At 40.7% G+C, this 19265-nt stretch carries 17 protein-coding genes; 15 read left to right on the top strand and 2 right to left on the bottom strand.

The window, feature by feature from the left end; translation table 11 throughout:
- Nucleotides 1-807 (bottom strand): polysaccharide biosynthesis/export family protein, encoded by an 807-nt coding sequence (locus EZ449_RS19240; protein WP_131561968.1) that lies wholly within the window; start codon nucleotides 805-807, stop codon nucleotides 1-3.
- Nucleotides 808-1075: 268 nt separating this feature from the next.
- Here EZ449_RS19240 and EZ449_RS19235 point away from each other — a divergent pair, with 268 nt between their 5' ends.
- The 6 genes from EZ449_RS19235 to EZ449_RS19210 all read left to right on the top strand — a co-directional run bounded on the left by EZ449_RS19235 (nucleotide 1076) and on the right by EZ449_RS19210 (nucleotide 7499).
- A complete protein-coding gene (locus EZ449_RS19235; RefSeq protein WP_131561966.1) occupies nucleotides 1076-1495 on the top strand; it encodes a hypothetical protein in 420 nt (139 codons plus the stop codon).
- A gap of 384 nt (nucleotides 1496-1879) precedes the next feature.
- Complete coding sequence (locus EZ449_RS19230; RefSeq protein ID WP_131561964.1) at nucleotides 1880-2626, top strand: glycosyltransferase family 2 protein; 747 nt, start codon at nucleotides 1880-1882, stop codon at nucleotides 2624-2626.
- Between the two features lie 444 nt (nucleotides 2627-3070).
- On the top strand, nucleotides 3071-4177 hold the full coding sequence (locus EZ449_RS19225; protein WP_225872375.1) for an MraY family glycosyltransferase: 1107 nt from the start codon (nucleotides 3071-3073) through the stop codon (nucleotides 4175-4177).
- Nucleotides 4178-4397: 220 nt separating this feature from the next.
- On the top strand, nucleotides 4398-5390 hold the full coding sequence (gene gap / locus EZ449_RS19220) for a type I glyceraldehyde-3-phosphate dehydrogenase (protein WP_131561962.1): 993 nt from the start codon (nucleotides 4398-4400) through the stop codon (nucleotides 5388-5390).
- A gap of 473 nt (nucleotides 5391-5863) precedes the next feature.
- A complete protein-coding gene (locus EZ449_RS19215) occupies nucleotides 5864-6301 on the top strand; it encodes a GNAT family N-acetyltransferase (protein ID WP_131561960.1) in 438 nt (145 codons plus the stop codon).
- A gap of 4 nt (nucleotides 6302-6305) precedes the next feature.
- Nucleotides 6306-7499 (top strand): phosphoglycerate kinase, encoded by a 1194-nt coding sequence (locus EZ449_RS19210; RefSeq protein WP_131561958.1) that lies wholly within the window; start codon nucleotides 6306-6308, stop codon nucleotides 7497-7499.
- A gap of 49 nt (nucleotides 7500-7548) precedes the next feature.
- Here EZ449_RS19210 and EZ449_RS19205 read toward each other — a convergent pair whose 3' ends face one another.
- On the bottom strand, nucleotides 7549-8127 hold the full coding sequence (locus EZ449_RS19205) for a cupin domain-containing protein (RefSeq protein WP_131561956.1): 579 nt from the start codon (nucleotides 8125-8127) through the stop codon (nucleotides 7549-7551).
- 451 nt (nucleotides 8128-8578) lie between these two features.
- Between EZ449_RS19205 and EZ449_RS19200 the strand changes: the two genes are divergently transcribed.
- The 9 genes from EZ449_RS19200 (at nucleotide 8579) to EZ449_RS19160 (ending at nucleotide 19237) form a co-directional block, all read left to right on the top strand.
- A complete protein-coding gene (locus EZ449_RS19200) occupies nucleotides 8579-9478 on the top strand; it encodes a hypothetical protein (RefSeq protein WP_131561954.1) in 900 nt (299 codons plus the stop codon).
- A gap of 466 nt (nucleotides 9479-9944) precedes the next feature.
- On the top strand, nucleotides 9945-10412 hold the full coding sequence (gene mraZ, locus EZ449_RS19195) for a division/cell wall cluster transcriptional repressor MraZ (protein WP_131561952.1): 468 nt from the start codon (nucleotides 9945-9947) through the stop codon (nucleotides 10410-10412).
- Nucleotides 10402-11307 (top strand): 16S rRNA (cytosine(1402)-N(4))-methyltransferase RsmH, encoded by a 906-nt coding sequence (gene rsmH / locus EZ449_RS19190; RefSeq protein WP_131561950.1) that lies wholly within the window; start codon nucleotides 10402-10404, stop codon nucleotides 11305-11307. The genes mraZ and rsmH overlap by 11 nt, the downstream gene beginning before the upstream one ends.
- Nucleotides 11304-11726 carry an FtsL-like putative cell division protein gene (locus EZ449_RS19185; protein ID WP_131561948.1) on the top strand — a complete coding sequence of 141 codons (423 nt, stop codon included), beginning with the start codon at nucleotides 11304-11306 and terminating at the stop codon, nucleotides 11724-11726. The genes rsmH and EZ449_RS19185 overlap by 4 nt, the downstream gene beginning before the upstream one ends.
- Nucleotides 11716-13815, top strand: a complete 2100-nt coding sequence (locus EZ449_RS19180; protein ID WP_131561946.1) for a penicillin-binding protein — start codon at nucleotides 11716-11718, stop codon at nucleotides 13813-13815. The genes EZ449_RS19185 and EZ449_RS19180 overlap by 11 nt, the downstream gene beginning before the upstream one ends.
- Before the next feature lie 91 nt (nucleotides 13816-13906).
- Nucleotides 13907-15364 (top strand): UDP-N-acetylmuramoyl-L-alanyl-D-glutamate--2,6-diaminopimelate ligase, encoded by a 1458-nt coding sequence (locus tag EZ449_RS19175; protein WP_131561944.1) that lies wholly within the window; start codon nucleotides 13907-13909, stop codon nucleotides 15362-15364.
- Nucleotides 15364-16611, top strand: coding sequence for a phospho-N-acetylmuramoyl-pentapeptide-transferase (gene mraY / locus EZ449_RS19170; protein ID WP_131561942.1), 1248 nt, complete (start codon nucleotides 15364-15366; stop codon nucleotides 16609-16611). Before EZ449_RS19175 ends, mraY begins: the two co-directional genes overlap by 1 nt.
- Nucleotides 16612-16630: 19 nt before the next feature.
- Nucleotides 16631-18025, top strand: a complete 1395-nt coding sequence (murD, locus tag EZ449_RS19165) for a UDP-N-acetylmuramoyl-L-alanine--D-glutamate ligase (protein WP_225872374.1) — start codon at nucleotides 16631-16633, stop codon at nucleotides 18023-18025.
- An 18-nt stretch (nucleotides 18026-18043) separates the two neighbouring features.
- On the top strand, nucleotides 18044-19237 hold the full coding sequence (locus EZ449_RS19160) for an FtsW/RodA/SpoVE family cell cycle protein (RefSeq protein ID WP_131561940.1): 1194 nt from the start codon (nucleotides 18044-18046) through the stop codon (nucleotides 19235-19237).
- The last annotated feature ends 28 nt before the right edge of the window (nucleotides 19238-19265 follow it).

Below are 19265 nucleotides of genomic sequence, written 5' to 3'. Positions count from 1 at the left end.
TTATTTGGTAATCGTTAAAATAAGGAGCGCTAAGTTGATCACAACCAGTAAGGGTTGAACCAGATTGGTATAAGACTGCATTTTTTCACTCAGTGCAGCGGATTTTGTTGTCTGAAGATAGATAATATCATTGTTCTGCAGGATAAGTTTTTTACTGGCGAGACTATTAATGTCATTGAGGTTGACATAGATGATCTCCGGATTGGCCCGGTCGCCCCGGATGATCTTCAGGGATTTTGGATCAGCTGTCTTACTGATTCCCCCGGCTTCGCCGATAATATCAATGAGTGTGGTATTGTCTTTTTCCAATAGAAAATTTCCTTGACGTGCAAATTCACCGAGTAGGGTAACCTTTAGGTTTACTACACTCACTTCAATGATCGGATCTTTCAGAAGTTTTGTCTTGTATAACTCCTGCAATTTTATAGCAGCCTCTCTTCTAGTCAGCCCTACGACTTCTACCTTGCCAATGGCTGGAAGATTTACCTTTCCATCCAGATCTACCATATAGGATTGAGCTGATGAATTTGCGGTAGTGCTCCCCACTATGGATCCACCGGTACTCGAGGAACCTCCGACTGCCCCGAATTCAGGGTTCTGAACATTCTTGACAGCTAAAAGATCATTGGGCTTAATCCTGTAGTACAGATCACCGATTCCCTGATCATTGACCACATATACCTGTTTTAGGGTGTCGGTGATAATATCTGTTGGGGCATTGAATAATGCACGTTCCCTACGTACTGAACATGCGGAAAAAAATAGGATTGATAATAAAAAGGCATAAGAGAAGTTTGTTCTTTGCATATTTTCGGGATACTCTTATCAGGTTTATAGCTTGATGCAAGGTCATTAATATTAACAACGTACTAGCGGTGCTAGTTGTTATGCAACAATACAATCGCAAAAATACATCATTTATAACTTAAAAGAAATGTAATATTGAAGAAAGTCTTTGAGGGATAAATGAGTACACTTAAATAGATTGAGGCTCGGGGTTTTATGGTCATAATGAATAAAAAGAACAACGAATATAGCTTTCTGGAATGCTAATTTTATGTATCTAATTATTAACATGATTCTAGCCAAAAAATTTTTCCTTATAATTGTATTCGTTGCGCTTAGTTCTCTTTCCAAAGCTGATACAGGCTGTAGGCTTTCTGACGGATCGATACATGGCCCACAAACCGGCAACGCACTTCTGGGCGCCACATTGGTCCCTTTTTCTCTGGGGCTTGTCATTCTATACTATAATTCTCCAACAGTTCAAACTGCAGTTGGTTCTTGCCCAAGCTTCGCAACAGGAGTAACAACTACCGGAAGATCATGTACCACATCGGCTTTAACTATCCTTGGTCTGGGATTAGTTGCGCAAAATCAGGGACAGGAGGTCAGCTTTAATATCTTTAACTGTGATCTCGATCATTATGTTTGGGTATTAGGGGCCCTTGCTGGGATTTTGGGGGCATTTTTTGTGAAAAAGGAAATGTTTTAGCGACAGTGCTTGGTCGCTTCTAGGCCTCTATAAGGCAAAATATTTTTTTCTTTATATGTTTATCGACAGTGTTTTATTCAGAAATTACCGAGGTGTTCATCGCCAAATGAATTATGCTGGTTATCACCTAGTTCTATCTGCGGAGATATTTTTCCTGCATTATGGATTGAGAGTAGAGAGATCAATTTTTTTGGATGACAAAACTCTGTAGTCCCAATAGATTAGATTTAGCTACGCTATTGGTTGATGTGCATAACATTAGGGTCGATGATTTTGTAAGGTTGTAATATTGAAGCTCGATCAGTTTGCTTGATTAAGAACTGAAAAATACGACGACCAGCGTTTATAATTTATCTTTATACCTTTGCTGTTCTGGATTTAGTAATGAAGATATCAGTTATTACCGTCGTTTTTAATGGAGAATTGTTTTTAGAAGCATGCATTCAATCCGTTTTTGAGCAGACTTACCCAAATGTTGAATATATCGTAATTGACGGTGGTTCCACTGATAGGACGCTGGCGATTATCGATCTATATAGCGAGAAAATCGATTATTTCATTTCAGAAAAGGATCGGGGACTGTATGATGCAATCAATAAGGGCATAAAAGAAGCAACGGGAGAGGTTATTGGTATTTTGAATGGAGATGATGTTTTTGCAGGCAAGGACATCCTACAGGCTATTGCCGAAAAATTCATAATGGATCCAACAATTGATGGCGTGTATGGCGACCTAAACTACGTTCACCCTTACTCTGGCAGGATTATCCGAAAATGGAAATCAAAACAGGCAAGGTTTGTAGATTTGGAAAAAGGATGGATGCCAGCACACCCTACACTATACCTGAAAAGAAAACTGTTTGCCAAATATGGAACTTACGCGCTGGATTTGGGCACAACAGCCGACTATGATCTGATTTTAAGGTTTCTGTATAAGTATAAGCTCAAGGCTGTGTATATTGCTAAGCTGATGGTCAACATGAGGCTTGGGGGAGTAAGCAATGGGTCGTTGAAAGGAGTATTAAATGCAGTTTGCGGCGATTTTGTGGCTTTGAGGCGCAATGGTATTCCTTTGCCATTATTCGCTCTGATCAGAAAAAAATTAGGCAAGCTCAGCCAGTTTTTACGATAATCTTATTGGGGTTTGTAATTTGGGAAAGCCATAACCTATTGTTCAAACCTGTGGTACATTTTGGCCCAACCAGGTTTTTAACAATGTTACGATTTTGGCATACCAATCATTATTTTTGGTTATGCAACCCGATCTCAGTAATTGTCACAAAGCCAGCTTAATTAAGGAGGAGCTAACCGGACCATCTATGACGGACTTCGCATGATTTTCATCTGTCTTGTAATTAGCGGCCACTTTTGGGCTAAACTCTATTAATTAGTGGACCTAAGAATCCATCAAAGCGCCAATTTATCCGCTGAGATAATGATTCAAATTAAACGTCTAACTGAACCTCATTTACCATGGATTGAATTCACCATTGCTAGCCATGAACATTGAAAGTATTGATTTATATCACCTTAAACTTTCAAACCCGCGTACTTATTCAAGTCAACATTACTATATTTGCCCAAAGCCGTTCCCGTTTTGCTTCAAGATATCCTTAATACAAATCCAGAGTTCTTCTATCTCGCCATCTTTACCTTGGCGTTTTCCATAGTTATATTGAGTGTTCCAAGCCTGATTTATACAGCTCTAAAATATGGGCTCTTTGATAAGAATGACCTTTATCGAAAGAACCACAAGCGGAACATTTCTAGACTCGGGGGGCTTGCCATTGTGGGAAGCTTTACTGTTACCATTCTTTTGTTTTCTGCAGTCATTAATTACAAGGAAGCCAACTTTTTAATTGCCTCATGTATCATACTTGCCGCTTTAGGCTTGAAAGATGATGTATATGGCATAAACACAAGCACGAAGTTTTTACTTCAGATTACCGTGGCCTTTATCTTGGTTTTTTTTGGTGGTTTTCGTTTATCTAGCTTATATGGCGTATTTGGTGTTTGGGATATGCCTTCTTTATGGGGGGGTCTTTTCTCACTAGTCTTAATCATTTTTCTTAATAACGCTTTTAATCTGATTGATGGGATTGATGGCTTGGCTGGGGGTATAGGCATACTTACCAGCATGGTATTTGGTCTATTATTTGCAATGATGGGGGAGGTCTGCTATTCATCCATCGCTTTCGCCCTATCGGGCGCTATTGCTGGCTTTTTGAAATACAACTGGTTTCCTGCAAAGATTTTTATGGGTGATACTGGAGCCTTAATTATAGGGCTGGTCTCTGCAGCATTGGCCATAAAATTCATCGAATTGAATAAATACAATGCAGGGGGTCACCCGGCATTCTTCTCTGCACCAGCCATTACTGTGGGGATTTTAATTGTGCCTATATTTGATTCCTTAAGGGTTTTTACGGTGAGGATATTAAAAAGGAGTTCACCTTTTAAAGGGGATAGGAATCACATTCATCATCGCTTACAGCGCCTCGGACTTAAACCAAACTGGATCGTTATCGCAACAGCTGGGTCCAATTTGGCGATCATCGCCGGAACCATTGCTTTCCAGAAATTGGGCAACTTTTTCTTGATCATCTTAATCATTTTAATCTGCATGCTATTCAACAGTCTAATCACCCTAGGTCTTTGCAAGAAAGATCGATTGACGAAGTAGCGATTCCGATTTCACCTCCTAAATGTATTTTCTTTCCCTTACTTACTCTCCCGGGATTCTCCAATTTTGTATCAATCTTTGTTTCCTTGCGAAAAACCTATCTGTGTAAATACCGATTACGATTAGTTTTAAGTCGTACATTATAAAGCTAACACCAGTATTTATTCTAGTTCCTATATCAATTAATAAATACTAATTTTGCACTTCAATTTTAATAAGGATGCGTTTAGCAATTAATGGTTTTGGTAGGATAGGAAGGACTTTTCTGCGCTTGGCTTTGGCAGAGGGCTTTGAGGTAGTTGCAATAAACGATTTGGCCGATGCCCAGACAATGGCCCATCTGTTTAAGTACGATTCCGTCCATGGCGTTTTTGCGGGTAAGGTGAGTGCTAAGCCTGATGCGCTTGTAGTTGGCGCATCTTCCATCCCTGTTTTTACCATACAAAATGCCGAGGAATTGCCTTGGTCTGCCTTAAGGGTAGATTTGGTGATTGATTGTACAGGCAAAAACCTCACCAGGGAAGCAGCTGAACAACACATTGTAGCTGGCGCAAAACAGGTAATAATATCTGCGCCAGCTGCTGATGATATCCCGATGGTGGTGCTTGGAGTAAACGATGGTCAAATCGACTTGAATAGTCCCGTGCTTTCTAACGCAAGCTGTACCACAAATAATATTGCCCCAATAATTAAGATCCTGAACGATAACTGGGGGGTAGAGGAAGGCTACATTACCACCATCCACTCCATGACCGGCGATCAAAACCTACACGATGCCAATCACAAGGATCTTCGCCGGGCTCGGGCAGCCTCTTCATCGATTATCCCAACTACAACAGGAGCTGCGAAAGCGATTACCCATATCTTCCCAGCACTCGAGGGCCGTTTGGGAGGGGCAGGGATCAGGGTACCGGTCTTAAATGGATCTCTTACCGATTTTACCTGTCTTTTAAAAAACAAGACGACAATCGAGGAGATCAATGCAGCCTTTAAGCTGGCCTCTGAAAATGAAATGGTTGGTTTGCTAGAGTACACGGAAGATCCAATTGTATCTGTCGATATTATCAATAACCCGCATTCCTGCATTTTCGATTCCCTATTAACATCTATTGTTGGTGATTTGATTAAGGTGGTGGGTTGGTACGATAACGAATTTGGTTACAGTAGTCGTTTAATTGATGTAGTAAAAAAAATCAGTGCGCTCAAGAAATAGGAGATTTCTTTTTGACCAAGCCCATTTAATTTTAGGAATGAGGGATAGATGAATGGAACTCTCCATGATGAATGGAACCCATTTTATCGGTCCTCAGTTTTTGGTAACCAGCCTTATCAATTACCCCCGATAAGGTTTGCAGCTCATTTTTCTTCTATGATCCTAAGCAAATGGGGAGACTTAGGGTTCCTCAAATCGACTCCAGACAATTCCCAGTCTTTATTGCTGCTAAGCTTTCCTGTTATACCTTGCTTGGTAATGATCAGGCATTTTCCATCTTGGCATCTTGCCCTATCATAATCATATCTCAGTATCATCACATGCACTTTGTTGAAATCGATTAAAATGTTCAAAATTGTGACGACCAATTTTAAGGTGATCTCAAATGCTTTATTAACTTTGCAAACGTTTGCGAAGCCCGCTAGAGGTCATCTTGATCGTTGGCAGCTGCTTATTGATCCTATCAAAATGTTATGGTTAAATTTATTCTGCCAGAAGAAGTACTGCCCTTAAGAAGCCTGATGTTGCGAAACGGAAAGCCACTTAGCGATTGTGTTTTTGAGGGGGATCGGGCATACGATACTTTCCACTTAGGTTTTGTTGAAGATGGCGGGATCAGGTCCATAGCAACCTTTATGCGCAATGATTTCTTTCCCGATGAGGGCGAAGGTTATCAACTTCGCGGTATGGCAACCCATCCCGATCTTGGTGGAAAGGGTTATGGTGCATCGCTTATTGCCTTTGCCATAGATTACCTTAGGGAATACAATACCAATTATTTATGGTGCAATGCAAGATCATCAGCCGCTGGCTTTTACAAAAAGATCGGCTTCACGACCGATTCCCCAGAATTTGATATTCCGGGAATTGGCTTCCATTACGAAATGAAATTAAACTTAAAATCAAAATAAAAACATGAATACAATTGACCAGTTTGACTTTAAAGATAAAAAAGCATTAATCAGGGTAGACTTTAATGTTCCCCTAGACGATGAATTCAAGATTACCGATGATAAGAGAATTCGTGCAGCATTGCCAACCATTTCCAAGATACTAAAGGACGGTGGTTCGGTGATCTTGATGTCGCACCTGGGCCGCCCAAAAGACGGACCAACCGATAAATATTCATTGAAGCACATTCTTCCAGATCTTTCCTCGCTTGTTGGCGTTGAGGTAAAGTTCGCTGATGACTGTATTGGTGAAAGTGCTACTAAACAAGCGGCAGATTTAAAACCAGGTGAGGTATTGTTGCTCGAGAATCTTCGTTTTTATAAGGAAGAGGAAAAGGGTGATGTAGCCTTTGCGGAAAAACTCTCGAAATTGGGTGAGGTTTATGTGAATGACGCCTTTGGTACAGCTCACCGTGCCCACGCATCAACTTCAATCATTGCTCAATTCTTTCCTGATGCAAAATATTTTGGTTACTTAATGGCATCTGAGGTAGAAAATGCAGAAAAGATATTAAACCATGCAGAACGGCCTTTCACGGCAATTATGGGTGGAGCTAAGGTGTCGGATAAGATCCTTTTGATCGAAAAGCTGTTGGACAAGGTAGATAACCTGATCATTGGTGGTGGGATGGCATACACTTTTGCCAAGGCGCAAGGTGGTGAGATCGGTACATCACTTTTAGAGGCAGATAAACAGGCATTATCTTTAGAGTTGATCGAAAAGGCCAAAGCTAAGGGTGTAAACCTTATTCTTCCTGTCGATACGGTAATAGCAGATAAATTTTCAAATGATGCAGATAAAAAAGATGTGGATTCTGGCCAGATTCCAACAGATTGGATGGGACTTGATATTGGCCCAAAATCAATTGCATTGTTCCAAGAGGTAATTAAAAAATCTAGGACCTTACTTTGGAATGGCCCGATGGGTGTTTTCGAAATGGAAAACTTCGAGGCTGGAACCAAGGCTGTTGCAGAAGCTGTTGTTGCAGCAACCAAAGATAACGGTGCATTTTCATTGATTGGTGGCGGCGATTCTGCTGCGGCAATCGCTAAATTCGGTATGGAAGATAAGGTAAGTTATGTATCAACCGGTGGTGGTGCATTACTGGAGTATATGGAAGGTAAGGAATTGCCAGGGGTAAAGGCCATTAATGGCTAAAGATGCCAACGTCTGGTGAGGGTACCTCACCAGACGTCTTTTTATCTGATCATAATTTTTTCATATAACCCACGCCAGCCCCAACCGCTTCAAACCCATGTTCCTTTCTCACTGCTTGCTGCTGCTCAGGACTGAGCTCTTTTAGTTTACCTTGCGAAACCTTGATAAAAAACTCCTCCATTTTGCCCGCGGGTTGAAAGGTTATCATCACCCTTGCTTGTCCGTCTCCTCTTTTTGCAAAGGAATGGGGGATTTTTCTTGGTCCAAATACCGTATCTCCCGCTTTCGCCTCGTAAGTGATGTCTCCAACCTTGATCAAAAATTCTCCCTCCAGAATATACCAGATCTCATCTTGGTCATAATGAAAGTGCAAGGATGGCCCTCCATTTTTTATCCTCGTAGATTCGAATACATAAAGATCTCCATTGGTATCCTTTGTTGATACCTTGGTATAAAAGGTATCGCCCTCAAATAAGGTTATTGGCTTTTCAAATCTATCCCGACCAGCCCGGACCAGAAACCCCATCTTGGCTATCAGCTGTATAATCTCCGCTGAAAATCCTTTTAGGGAAATGAAAGGCATTGTGACAAGAAGCCCAATGGCCTTAAAAAATGAATTCCTTTTCATGATGATTTTTTAACTAAAATAACCTTAAGTTTCTGTAAATCAAAACTGTAACGACGTTTTTTAATAATTTGTAAACCAATTTCATTTTAATGTTGATAGCGCTCAACTCCAAGAGCTATCTTCGCTATGCTGTAAAATAGGATAGCATATTTTATTCCATTGAATCAAAAGCACATTTGAACAATCCACCAGCTTATTGATCTTTCATTCATGCGGTTTATAAAAATTAATTAACTAATTTGAACGGGTCGCTCACTCATTGTAAAGGTTAATTCGCTCATTATCAATTAATTTAATGGGTTTGAATTTTAGTTTTATAGCACGAATTGATTGCCAGAATGCATCTCTAGGTATCTCAAGGAAAGTTAACGGGCAGGATAAGTCTTTGAGAACAACTGCCCCTTGACGGATTGGCATTCAACTTTAAACTTAAACCTTAAAATAATCCAATATGAAAAACTACCAAATTTTTAAACTATTATCCCTATTACTGATCATATCATTTTGTACATTTCTGGGCTGTAAAAAGGAAATTGCAGAGCAAGGCCCAAAAGGTGATCCAGGACTTGCGGGTCCAGCTGGTAGTACAGTATTGAGTGGAACCGGATCTCCAGCTACAACCATTGGCTTAATGGGTGATTTCTACCTAGACATCGCCTCCAGTAATTTTTATGGTCCAAAAAAAGCTGACGGATGGGGAACACCATTCTCCATGAAAGGGGCAGTCGGACAAACTGGTGCAACTGGAGCGACTGGGGCAACTGGAACCAATGGAGCCAATGGCAGCAATGGCGCTGCGGGAAGTAAGATTCTGAGTGGAACCATTACGCCGACTGCCGATCTTGGCGTTATTGGAGATTATTACCTCGATAAAACAACCTATAATTTCTACGGACCGAAAACCGATACAGGATGGGGCGTGGCATTATCACTTAAGGGAACGGCCAACGTGATGTATTCTGGCTGGAATTATGCAAAAAGCTTCAGGGATACTCTTATTGATAATACCTCACTTAAGGTGGCAAGCCTTACTGCGCCAGCATTAACCACCGCTATATTAAATTCAGGAACGATACAGGTTTACTTTAATTTTGGCGGCGGGATATTCCCCTTGCCATATAGCTCCTATGCTGGTGGAAAGCTTAATACGATCAGTTATATTCCCACTGTTGGTCGATTTAATTTCACCCGCTTTACCGCTGACAATACCAATTCTGTAGCTTTATCTACGCTGTTACAATATCGGTATGTTATTATTCCAGGCGGTACAGCAGTGTCCGTTGCTGGAGCAAATAAGCCCAACCTCAAAGATTACCAAGCGGTACAAAAATTTTATGGAATAGGTAACTAAACATCGTGCATCATTTATTCAGTCTCTCATCAAACCTTGCCGACACTGTTGGCGGGGTTTTTTGTTTTACGACGAACTGATAGGCATCTGGTTGAAAGCTTCAACAGCAATTGACCCCTTGCTTCACTGAGTCCAAAAAATAAAACTTCCTAGGGCAAAACAGAGATAACTCCGGACGATTGATGGATTTTTTGTAGCTTTAGACCGAAATTTCAGCATCATAGTGATTATTTCTCCCACCACTTTTTAAGTATTGAATATTGTTTCATATCCCGAAAATAAGTGATGGAATGAGTTGATTATCAGCGTTTAAGCTTGTTTTTAGCATAATACGAATGCTAATTTTAGTCTCTTTTTTGTTGCCAAACGTAACAAAAAGGATGTGGAAAACTTTTTTGTGGTAAAAAGTGGTAAAAAGTGGTAGAACTATTTACTTTTACACTAGATAAAAAGTGTAAATACCACTATGACCCAACTTTTAGGAGAATTCGATTGTAAACTTGACGCAAAGGGACGCCTTATGGTGCCTGCTGCGCTTAAGAAACAATTGCCTACTGCAGAGAGCGAGGGCCTGATTATCAATCGTGGTTTTGAGAAAAATCTAGTCATTTATCCTAAATCTGTTTGGGATGCCGTTGTTGCCGATCTGGCAAAGCTTAATATTTACGATCAAGAAAACCGTGCCTTTGTAAGGGCCTTTACGCGTGGTGCAACTGAGCTTTCGCTCGATGCTGCTGGTCGAGTACTGTTGCCGAAATCATTAGTTGAATATGCTGGGATTGGTAGTGATCTGGTTTTGGCTTGCCAATTAGATCGTATTGAGGTTTGGGACAAGAAATCCTACGAGGATATTTTTGATGATGTTCCCGCCAACTTCGCAAACCTTGCCCAAAAGGTAATGGGTAATAAAAAGGGAGGGACTGATGGCGAATAACTATCATATTCCTGTAATGCTGAAGCCTTGCATTGATGGTTTGAATATCAAACCTGATGGTGTTTATGTTGATGTAACCTTTGGCGGTGGCGGTCACTCAAGAGAGATCTTAAAACATCTTGGTCTGAAGGGAACCTTAATTGCTTTTGATCAAGATCCTGATGCCCTAGCAAATATTCCTGATGATAATCGTTTGGTATTTATCGATCAGAATTTCGGATTCTTGAGAAATAATCTTCGTTTAAAGGGTTTTAGGCAGGTTGATGGCATTTTGGCCGATCTCGGCGTTTCCTCTCATCAATTTGATGTAGCTGAGCGTGGTTTTTCCATCCGCCATAATGCAGATCTGGATATGCGCATGGATCAGCACCGCGACCTCACTGCGGCGCAGGTCTTAAATTCCTATTCAGAAGATAAATTACACAAGATCTTCGGGATCTATGGTGAGGTAAAAAATGCAAAGTCATTGGCCCGTGCCATTGCTACGGCAAGGTTAGAAAAGCCGTTCACCGATATCGATAGCTTAAAAATCGCTATTGCAGCATATATCCCGAAAGGAAAAGAGAATAAATATTTGGCCCAAGTTTTTCAGGCCTTGCGTATTGAAGTGAATGCTGAGATACAGGTGCTTGAGGATTTTTTGCAACAGGCAGCAGAGGTTTTAAGGCCAGGTGGTCATTTAGTAGTGATGTCCTATCATTCATTAGAGGATCGTCCGGTGAAGAATTTTATGGCCAAGGGCAAGTTTCAGGGTGAGGTAGAAAAGGATTTCTTCGGAAATCAGCAAAAGCCATTTAATGTGATTACGCGTAAGGCGATCATGGCAACTGATGAGGAAATTGCGCAAAATAATAGGGCCCGCAGTGCGAAGCTAAGAATTGCAGAAAAGATATGAACAGGTTTAGAGAGGATATAGAAGAAGAGGAAATCGGACCTGAACCAGAATTAAAGGCCGCACCGAAAAAACCGAAGACTGCTGAGGAAAAGATGGATAGCAATTCATTTATCAGCAAGCTTTTTAATGATGGATTAGTCTCTAAGGAGGCCGCAACAGATGCATTGCCTTATCTGTGTTTTTTGGCCTTTTTGGGTATGATCTATATTGCCAATAGTCACTTTGCGGTCAACAATGTTCGCCGCATTGATAAATTAAATAAGGATGTAAAGGAATTACGATGGGAGTATAAATCCTTAAAGGCCGACCTGATGTTCAAGAGTAAATTGACAGAGGTAGCCAAAAAGGTAGATACCCTTGGTATAAAGGAATTAATAGAACCACCAAAAAAAATAATTGTTAAGAGCGATGAATATTAGGGCAAACATCCTGCTTCGTGTATATCTGGCATTTGGCTTAATTGTGCTTTTTGCTCTGGCGGTATTTTTTCGCCTTGGTCAGGTGCAGTTTGTGCAGGGCAAAAAATGGAAAGCGATGGCAGATAGCCTTTCTACACGTTATGTAAATGTGGAGGCAACCCGTGGAAACATTTATTCCAACGATGGTAGTTTACTAGCCACCTCGGTTCCCGAATATGAATTGCGCATGGATATGTATGCTGGCGGTATTGCTGATGATAAGGTTTTTAACCAAAAGGTTGATTCATTAGGATTAAAGCTTGCCCAACTTTTTCAGGATAAAACAGCAAAGGATTATGCTCGATACCTGCGTAAGGGTCGTCAGGATAGTGCCCGTTATTTATTGATTCACCGTAAGGTTGGTTATTCCGATCTTAAAACCATTAGAACCTTTCCACTTTACAATATTGGTAAGTTTAGTGGAGGTTTAATTGCGGTACAACAGAACAAGAGAATTCTTCCTTTTCAGGCATTGGCTGCCCGTACCATTGGCTATAAAAATGAGAACGTAGCAAATGGAGTAGGTTTAGAGGGTGCATACAAGGAATACATCAACGGAGAAACAGGAAAAAGATTAATGCAACGCATTGCTGGTGGGGTTTATATTCCAGTGAATGAGGAAGCAGAAGTGGCGCCTAAAGATGGAGCTGATATCATCTCCACCATTGATGTGAATATGCAGGATCTGGCGCAAAGTGCACTAGAAAAACAACTCATCTTAAGTAAGGCCGACCACGGAGCCGTTATTGTGATGGAGGTTGCTACAGGTGAAATCAGGGCTGTGGCCAATTTCTCTAAAGTGGAGGAGGGTGTTTATAAGGAGAAGTTTAATTATGCCATTGCAGGTAATCAAGATCCAGGTTCTACTTTCAAGTTAGCTTCCTACATGGCGCTATTGGAGGATAAATTGGTTGATACCAATACAATGGTGGCGACGGGGAACTATAAAATTCCTGGTCACATGATTAAGGATTCACATGGAAGTATTGGTGTGGTAACGGTTAAAAAAGCTTTCGAGCAGTCATCAAATGCAGCTATTGCTTATTTAATCAATAGTAAGTATGGTGCCGATCCCAAGAAATTTACCGATCACTTATATGATTGGCACTTAAATGAGAAAATGGGCCTACAAATTCCCGGGGAAGCCATGCCAGCAGTAAAGAATGCAAAAACAAACAAGAGTTGGGGTAAAATGACCTTACCGCAAATGGCTTATGGTTACGAAATGCAATTGACACCACTTAAAATGTTGTCGCTATATAATGCGGTGGCCAACAATGGTAAAATGGTGGCGCCAATTTTCGTTAAGGAAATTAGAAGATTAGGTAATCCGATTGAGCAGTTCAAAGCCAGGGTAATTAATGATAAGATCTGCTCTGATGAAACCTTGAGTAAGATCAAAAAGATGCTTGAAGGCGTGGTACTAGAGGGTAGTGGAAAGCAAATTGTTTACAATCCATTGTATCCGATTGCAGGTAAAACGGGTACTGCACAAGTGGCTGATGCCAATAAGGGATACAAGGCAAATAAACAGTATCAAGCATCTTTTGTAGGTTATTTTCCAGCTAATAAGCCAAAATACTCTATGATCGTTGTAATCAATGACCCTAAAGGATCTTATTACGGTGCACTGGTTTCTGGTCCTGTCTTTCGGGAAATAGCCGACCGCATTTATGCAAGCGATATACAAATGTACAATGATGTGCCAACGCGTTTGGTTGGAAGCACGGGTAATCCACCAACAAAAGCAGGACAAAGCAAGGCTACTCAAAAAGTTTATAAGGCATTTGGTTTTAAACCGTTGTTTGCCTCAAAATCTGAATACTATAATATTGTGGATACCAGCGCTGGTGAGGTTTTTCAGGAAAATACAGAACGTAAGGGCGTAATGCCAAATGTCTCTGGAATGGGGTTGAAAGATGCACTTTATCTTTTGGGAAATGCGGGCTTGAAAACCAAGGTTTACGGCTCAGGAAAGGTTACCGCTCAATCCATTGCTGCAGGAACAAAGGTGGGTAAGGGATTAGGTGTACAAATAGAATTGAATTAAAGAAAGTCCGGAGTCTGAAGTCAGAAGTCCGATGATAAAATAAGAATAGAGGAAAAGTCTTGATACTTGATACTCACTACTTAATACTAAAATGCAATTACAGGATCTACTTTATGGCATCACGATTAAAGAATTGGTTGGAAAGACCGATAGGGAAATCAATGCGCTTAATTTCGATTCGCGTAAGGTTAGTCAGAATGATGTTTTCTTTGCCGTTGTTGGAACGCTCGCCGATGGGCACCAATTTATTGAGCAAACCATCGCTCAGGGTGCTGGAGTAATCGTTTGTGAGAGCTTACCGGAAGTTAATGATTTTACCGTAACCTACATTAAGGTAGAAAATACCTCGGTGGCATTGGGTATCATGGCTGGGAATTATTTTGGCAATCCATCGGCAGATTTAAAGCTGATTGGCATTACTGGAACAAACGGTAAAACCACTATTGCAACCATCCTTTTCAAGTTATTCAAAGAGTTGGGCTATAAAACTGGACTAATCTCAACAGTAGAAAATTACATCAACGATACGGTTATCACCGCAACGCATACCACTCCAAATCCAATTGCCTTAAATCAATTATTAAGGGATATGGTAAATGCTGGCTGTGATTATTGTTTTATGGAGGTAAGTTCTCATGCAGTTTCGCAGCACCGTATTGAGGGTTTAACTTTTTCGGGTGGCGTTTTCTCTAACCTTACTCACGATCACCTAGATTTTCATAAAACCTTTGATAGCTACCTGAAAGCAAAGAAAGCATTTTTTGATATGTTGCCAAAAACCGCTTTTGCATTAACCAACATCGATGATAAAAACGGTGCGGTAATGTTGCAGAATACCAAGGCTCATAAAAAAACATACGCATTAAAACAATTGTCAGATTTCAAGGCTAAGATAATCGAAAACCAGTTCAGTGGATTAAATCTTGATATTGATAATGAGGATGTATTCTTCAAATTGGTAGGCACATTTAATGCTTATAATCTCTTGGCCGTTTACGGAACAGCGATTCTTTTAGAGCAAGATAAATTAAAGGTATTGACCTTGTTAAGCCGCTTAACTGGGGCAGAAGGTCGTTTCGATTACATCACTTCTCTAGACAAGATTATTGCCATTGTTGATTATGCGCATACGCCCGATGCCGTTCAGAATGTGTTAAGCACTATTGCAAATATCCGCAAGGGAACAGAACAGGTAATTACCGTGATTGGATGTGGCGGCGATAGAGATAAAACTAAACGCCCGGTAATGGCACAAGTGGCCTGCGATTGGAGCGATAAGGTCATCCTGACTTCGGATAACCCAAGAACTGAAGATCCGCAAACGATCATCAATGATATGGAAGCTGGTGTATCACCAACAAATAAACGTAAAACATTATCCATTTTGGATAGAAGAGAGGCGATAAAAACAGCTTGCCATTTAGCGCAAAGCGGAGATATTATTTTGGTGGCCGGCAAAGGACACGAGAAATACCAAGAGATTAATGGTGTGCGGAATCATTTCGATGATAAGGAGATTTTACTTGAACAACTAAACACGAACAGCTAATGTTATACTTATTATTCGAATACCTACATAAGCATTACGATATCCCTGGATTAAGGTTGTTCCAGTATATTACTTTCCGTGCCTCTATTTCTATTATTCTTTCGCTGATTATTACCACAGTTTATGGTCGTAGATTAATTGATTATCTGCATAAAAAACAAGTAGGCGAAACCGTAAGAAACCTAGGTCTAGAGGGGCAAATGCAAAAACAGGGTACTCCAACAATGGGTGGTATTATCATCTTACTTGGAATTCTGGTGCCAACCTTATTGTTTGCCAATATCTCCAATATCTATGTGATCCTGATGATCATCACCACCATTTGGATGGGGGCCGTGGGTTTCCTGGATGACTATATCAAGGTATTCAAAAAGAATAAAGAGGGTTTAGCTGGTCGTTTTAAGGTAGTTGGTCAGGTTGGCTTGGGCTTAATTGTGGGATGTACCATGTACTTTCACCCCAATATTGTAGTGAGGGAAACGGTTCAGGATGATGTAAAAAATACATCTGATGTACCGATGGTATTGAGACAAAAAGGGGAAACCTTTTACTATACCCAGGATGTGAAATCTACTAAGACCAATATGCCTTTTTATAAGAACAATGAGTTCGATTATGCAAAGGTATTGAAGTTTTTAGGAGGCGATTATCAGGCTTATGCATTTATTATATTTTTAGCCTTTACGGTATTTATCATCACTGCCGTATCCAATGGGGCCAATATTACGGATGGAATTGATGGACTTGCCACGGGAACTTCTGCGATAATTGGAATTACGCTGGGGATTTTGGCCTACGTTTCCGGTAATACGGTAATGGCCGATTACCTCAATATTATGTACATCCCAAATTCTGCAGAGCTGATGATTTTTGCAGGCGCATTTGTGGGTTCTTGCGTGGGTTTTCTGTGGTACAACTCCTATCCAGCGCAAATATTTATGGGCGATACTGGAAGTTTGGCCATCGGTGGAATTATCGCATCGTTTGCGCTAATGATCCGTAAGGAGCTTTTAATACCGGTTTTGTGTGGCGTATTTCTGGTAGAGCTGGTATCGGTCATTATGCAGGTCTCTTATTTTAAATATACCAAGAAACGTTTTGGCGAGGGCAGAAGAATTTTCCTAATGTCCCCATTGCATCACCATTACCAAAAGAAAGGTTACCATGAGGCTAAGATTGTCACCCGCTTTTGGGTTATCGGAATCATGCTGGCCATCGTCACCATTGTAACATTGAAATTAAGATAAAAAACAAATCAGAAATATAATGAGCACTAAACAAGATATCACAAGGGGCAATCCTCAGTCAGCAATGGCAGGGCAGGGCCGTGTGGTTATTTTGGGCGCCGGCGAGAGCGGCGTTGGTGCAGCTAAACTGGCTCAATTGAAGGGCTTCGATGTTTTCGTTTCTGATTTTGGCATTATCACCGACAAATATAAGGCAGCACTAGAGAAGTTAAATATTTCATTCGAGTCGGAAAGACATACGGAGGATCTTATTCTTAACGCAATCGAAGTAATTAAAAGTCCAGGTATTCCTTCAACCGCCCCAATTATTAAAAAACTGACAGCTAAGGGAATTCCAGTGATCTCGGAGATCGAGTTTGCCAAACGCTATACCGATGCCAAAATGATCTGCATTACCGGATCAAATGGTAAATCAACGACGAGTCTATTAACCTATCATATCCTGAGAAACGCAGGATTGAATGTTGGTCTTGCGGGTAACATCGGGCAAAGCTTTGCTGCACAGGTGGCCAGTGAGAACTATGATTATTATGTGCTTGAGATCTCGAGCTTCATGCTTGATGATATGTTTGATTTCAAGGCGGACATCGCGGTATTATTGAATATTACGCCAGATCATTTGGATCGTTACGATCACAAGCTTGAAAATTACGCCGCATCAAAAATGCGCATTATAAAAAATCAGACCGCAGATGATATTTTTATCTACTGTGCAGATGATGAGGAAACATTAAAGGCATTGGAAAAAGTTAAGCCCCTGGCCAAAACCTATCCATTTTCAATTCTTAAAAAAGTTGATCAGGGCGCCTACCTGGAAGAAAACCAAATACACATTCACACCGAATTAAATAACGAACTAACCATGTCTATTCTTACAGATTTGGCCCTACAAGGCAAGCACAACATTTATAACTCTATGGCCTCTGGCATTGTCGCCAAGCGTTTAGAGTTGAAGAATGAGACCATACGCGAGAGCATGGGGAATTTCAAGAATATTGAGCATAGGTTAGAGCATGTAGCCAAAATCTCGGGCATTGATTTTATCAATGATAGTAAGGCTACCAATGTAAACTCTACCTGGTATGCCCTGGAAAGCGTAAATACAGACATTGTGCTTATTATGGGCGGTGTTGATAAGGGCAATGACTACGATATGCTTAAGGATCTAGTTCAAAGTAAGGTAAAGGCAATAGTATGCTTGGGTAAGGATAACAAACGTATTCACGATGCCTTTGAGGATGATGTAGATATCATTGTAAACACCTTTTCTGCTGATGAGGCTGCGCAGATTGCCTTTCACTTGGCAAAACGTGGAGATACAGTTTTACTTTCTCCAGCATGTGCAAGTTTTGATCTTTTCAAAAATTATGAAGACCGAGGTAACCAGTTTAAGGCGGCAGTTAGAGAATTATAAATAGGAGGCTTTTTAGATATGTTTCAGGCACTACTTAATAAAACAAAAGGCGATAGATGGATCTGGTTGATCATCATCCTGCTTTCGCTTATCTCTGTAATGGCAGTTTACAGTGCAACAGGAACGCTAGCCTATAAAAAAGGGGAGGCAGTTGAAAAGTTGTTATTGACCAAACACTTAATCTTTGTATTAATGGGGATTGGAATGATCTATATTGCCCATTTACTTGATTATAGGTACTATGCAGGTATCTCAAAGGTGCTGATGATTGTCACCATTCCATTATTGGTTTATACCTTGATATTTGGTACAAACTTGAATGATGCATCACGTTGGGTTAAGATTCCCGTTATCGGATTGACCTTTCAAACCTCCGATTTGGCAAAATTGGCACTGATTACCTTTCTTGCCCGAATGCTGACCAAAAAACAGGAAAATATCAAAAATGTAAAAGAATCATTTATCCCAATTATGGGTTCTGTTTGTGTGGTTTTTGTTTTGATTGCCTTAGCAAATCTTTCTACCGCACTGATGTTATTTGGCGTAAGTATTTTACTCTTGATCATCGGACGTATCAGCATTAAGCAGATTGCCATTGTTTGTGCCGGTGGATTTGTATTGTTATTATTTGTATTCTTCCTCGGTCCGCGGAGAAAGACCTACATGTCTCGTATCAATACTTTCCTGCATCCAGAGATGCAGCATTCTGATAAAACTTTCCAGGCAGATCAGGCAAAAATTGCCTTGGCTACTGGTGGAGTATTTGGTAAAGGACCAGGTAACAGTACACAGCGCAATTTCTTGCCACACCCATACTCCGATTTTATTTTCGCCATTATTATTGAGGAGTGGGGGACTTTGGGTGGACTTGTCATCATGGTGCTGTACCTGGTGCTCTTATATCGATGTATCAAGATCGTCACGCAGGCCCCAAAGGCATTTGGGGCATTACTAGCAGCTGGGCTTAGTTTTAGTCTTACTATTCAGGCTTTCGCAAATATGGCGGTGGCTGTAGGTTTAGGTCCGGTAACAGGAGTACCATTGCCCCTTGTAAGTATGGGCGGTACCTCTATGATTTTTACCAGTGTGGCCTTTGGGATTATATTGAGTGTAAGTAGGGATGTGGAGGAAAATGCAGGTGCCCTTGCAAAGGAAAGTAAGGAGAAAGTGGCCAATAAGGTTATTGTTGGAGAGATACCGGCAATGGCTTAAGATCAATCCCCATTACGATGAGGCATGA

This window comes from Pedobacter frigidisoli (genome assembly GCF_004331675.1).
In the GTDB taxonomy this organism is placed as follows: Bacteria; Bacteroidota; Bacteroidia; order Sphingobacteriales; family Sphingobacteriaceae; genus Pedobacter; species Pedobacter frigidisoli.
This window is presented reverse-complemented; position numbering and strand designations above follow the sequence as displayed.

What these genes read in the sequence shown, in the direction of transcription:
- murD (WP_225872374.1), top strand. Translation starts at nt 16,631, where the DNA reads ATGAGCACTAAACAAGATATCACAAGGGGCAATCCTCAGTCAGCAATG.
- EZ449_RS19235 (WP_131561966.1), top strand. Translation starts at nt 1,076, where the DNA reads ATGATTCTAGCCAAAAAATTTTTCCTTATAATTGTATTCGTTGCGCTT.
- mraZ (WP_131561952.1), top strand. Translation starts at nt 9,945, where the DNA reads ATGACCCAACTTTTAGGAGAATTCGATTGTAAACTTGACGCAAAGGGA.
- EZ449_RS19205 (WP_131561956.1), bottom strand. Translation starts at nt 8,127, where the DNA reads ATGAAAAGGAATTCATTTTTTAAGGCCATTGGGCTTCTTGTCACAATG.
- EZ449_RS19240 (WP_131561968.1), bottom strand. Translation starts at nt 807, where the DNA reads ATGCAAAGAACAAACTTCTCTTATGCCTTTTTATTATCAATCCTATTT.
- EZ449_RS19210 (WP_131561958.1), top strand. Translation starts at nt 6,306, where the DNA reads ATGAATACAATTGACCAGTTTGACTTTAAAGATAAAAAAGCATTAATC.
- EZ449_RS19175 (WP_131561944.1), top strand. Translation starts at nt 13,907, where the DNA reads ATGCAATTACAGGATCTACTTTATGGCATCACGATTAAAGAATTGGTT.
- rsmH (WP_131561950.1), top strand. Translation starts at nt 10,402, where the DNA reads ATGGCGAATAACTATCATATTCCTGTAATGCTGAAGCCTTGCATTGAT.
- EZ449_RS19160 (WP_131561940.1), top strand. Translation starts at nt 18,044, where the DNA reads ATGTTTCAGGCACTACTTAATAAAACAAAAGGCGATAGATGGATCTGG.
- gap (WP_131561962.1), top strand. Translation starts at nt 4,398, where the DNA reads ATGCGTTTAGCAATTAATGGTTTTGGTAGGATAGGAAGGACTTTTCTG.
- EZ449_RS19185 (WP_131561948.1), top strand. Translation starts at nt 11,304, where the DNA reads ATGAACAGGTTTAGAGAGGATATAGAAGAAGAGGAAATCGGACCTGAA.
- EZ449_RS19200 (WP_131561954.1), top strand. Translation starts at nt 8,579, where the DNA reads ATGAAAAACTACCAAATTTTTAAACTATTATCCCTATTACTGATCATA.
- EZ449_RS19230 (WP_131561964.1), top strand. Translation starts at nt 1,880, where the DNA reads ATGAAGATATCAGTTATTACCGTCGTTTTTAATGGAGAATTGTTTTTA.
- mraY (WP_131561942.1), top strand. Translation starts at nt 15,364, where the DNA reads ATGTTATACTTATTATTCGAATACCTACATAAGCATTACGATATCCCT.
- EZ449_RS19215 (WP_131561960.1), top strand. Translation starts at nt 5,864, where the DNA reads ATGGTTAAATTTATTCTGCCAGAAGAAGTACTGCCCTTAAGAAGCCTG.
- EZ449_RS19180 (WP_131561946.1), top strand. Translation starts at nt 11,716, where the DNA reads ATGAATATTAGGGCAAACATCCTGCTTCGTGTATATCTGGCATTTGGC.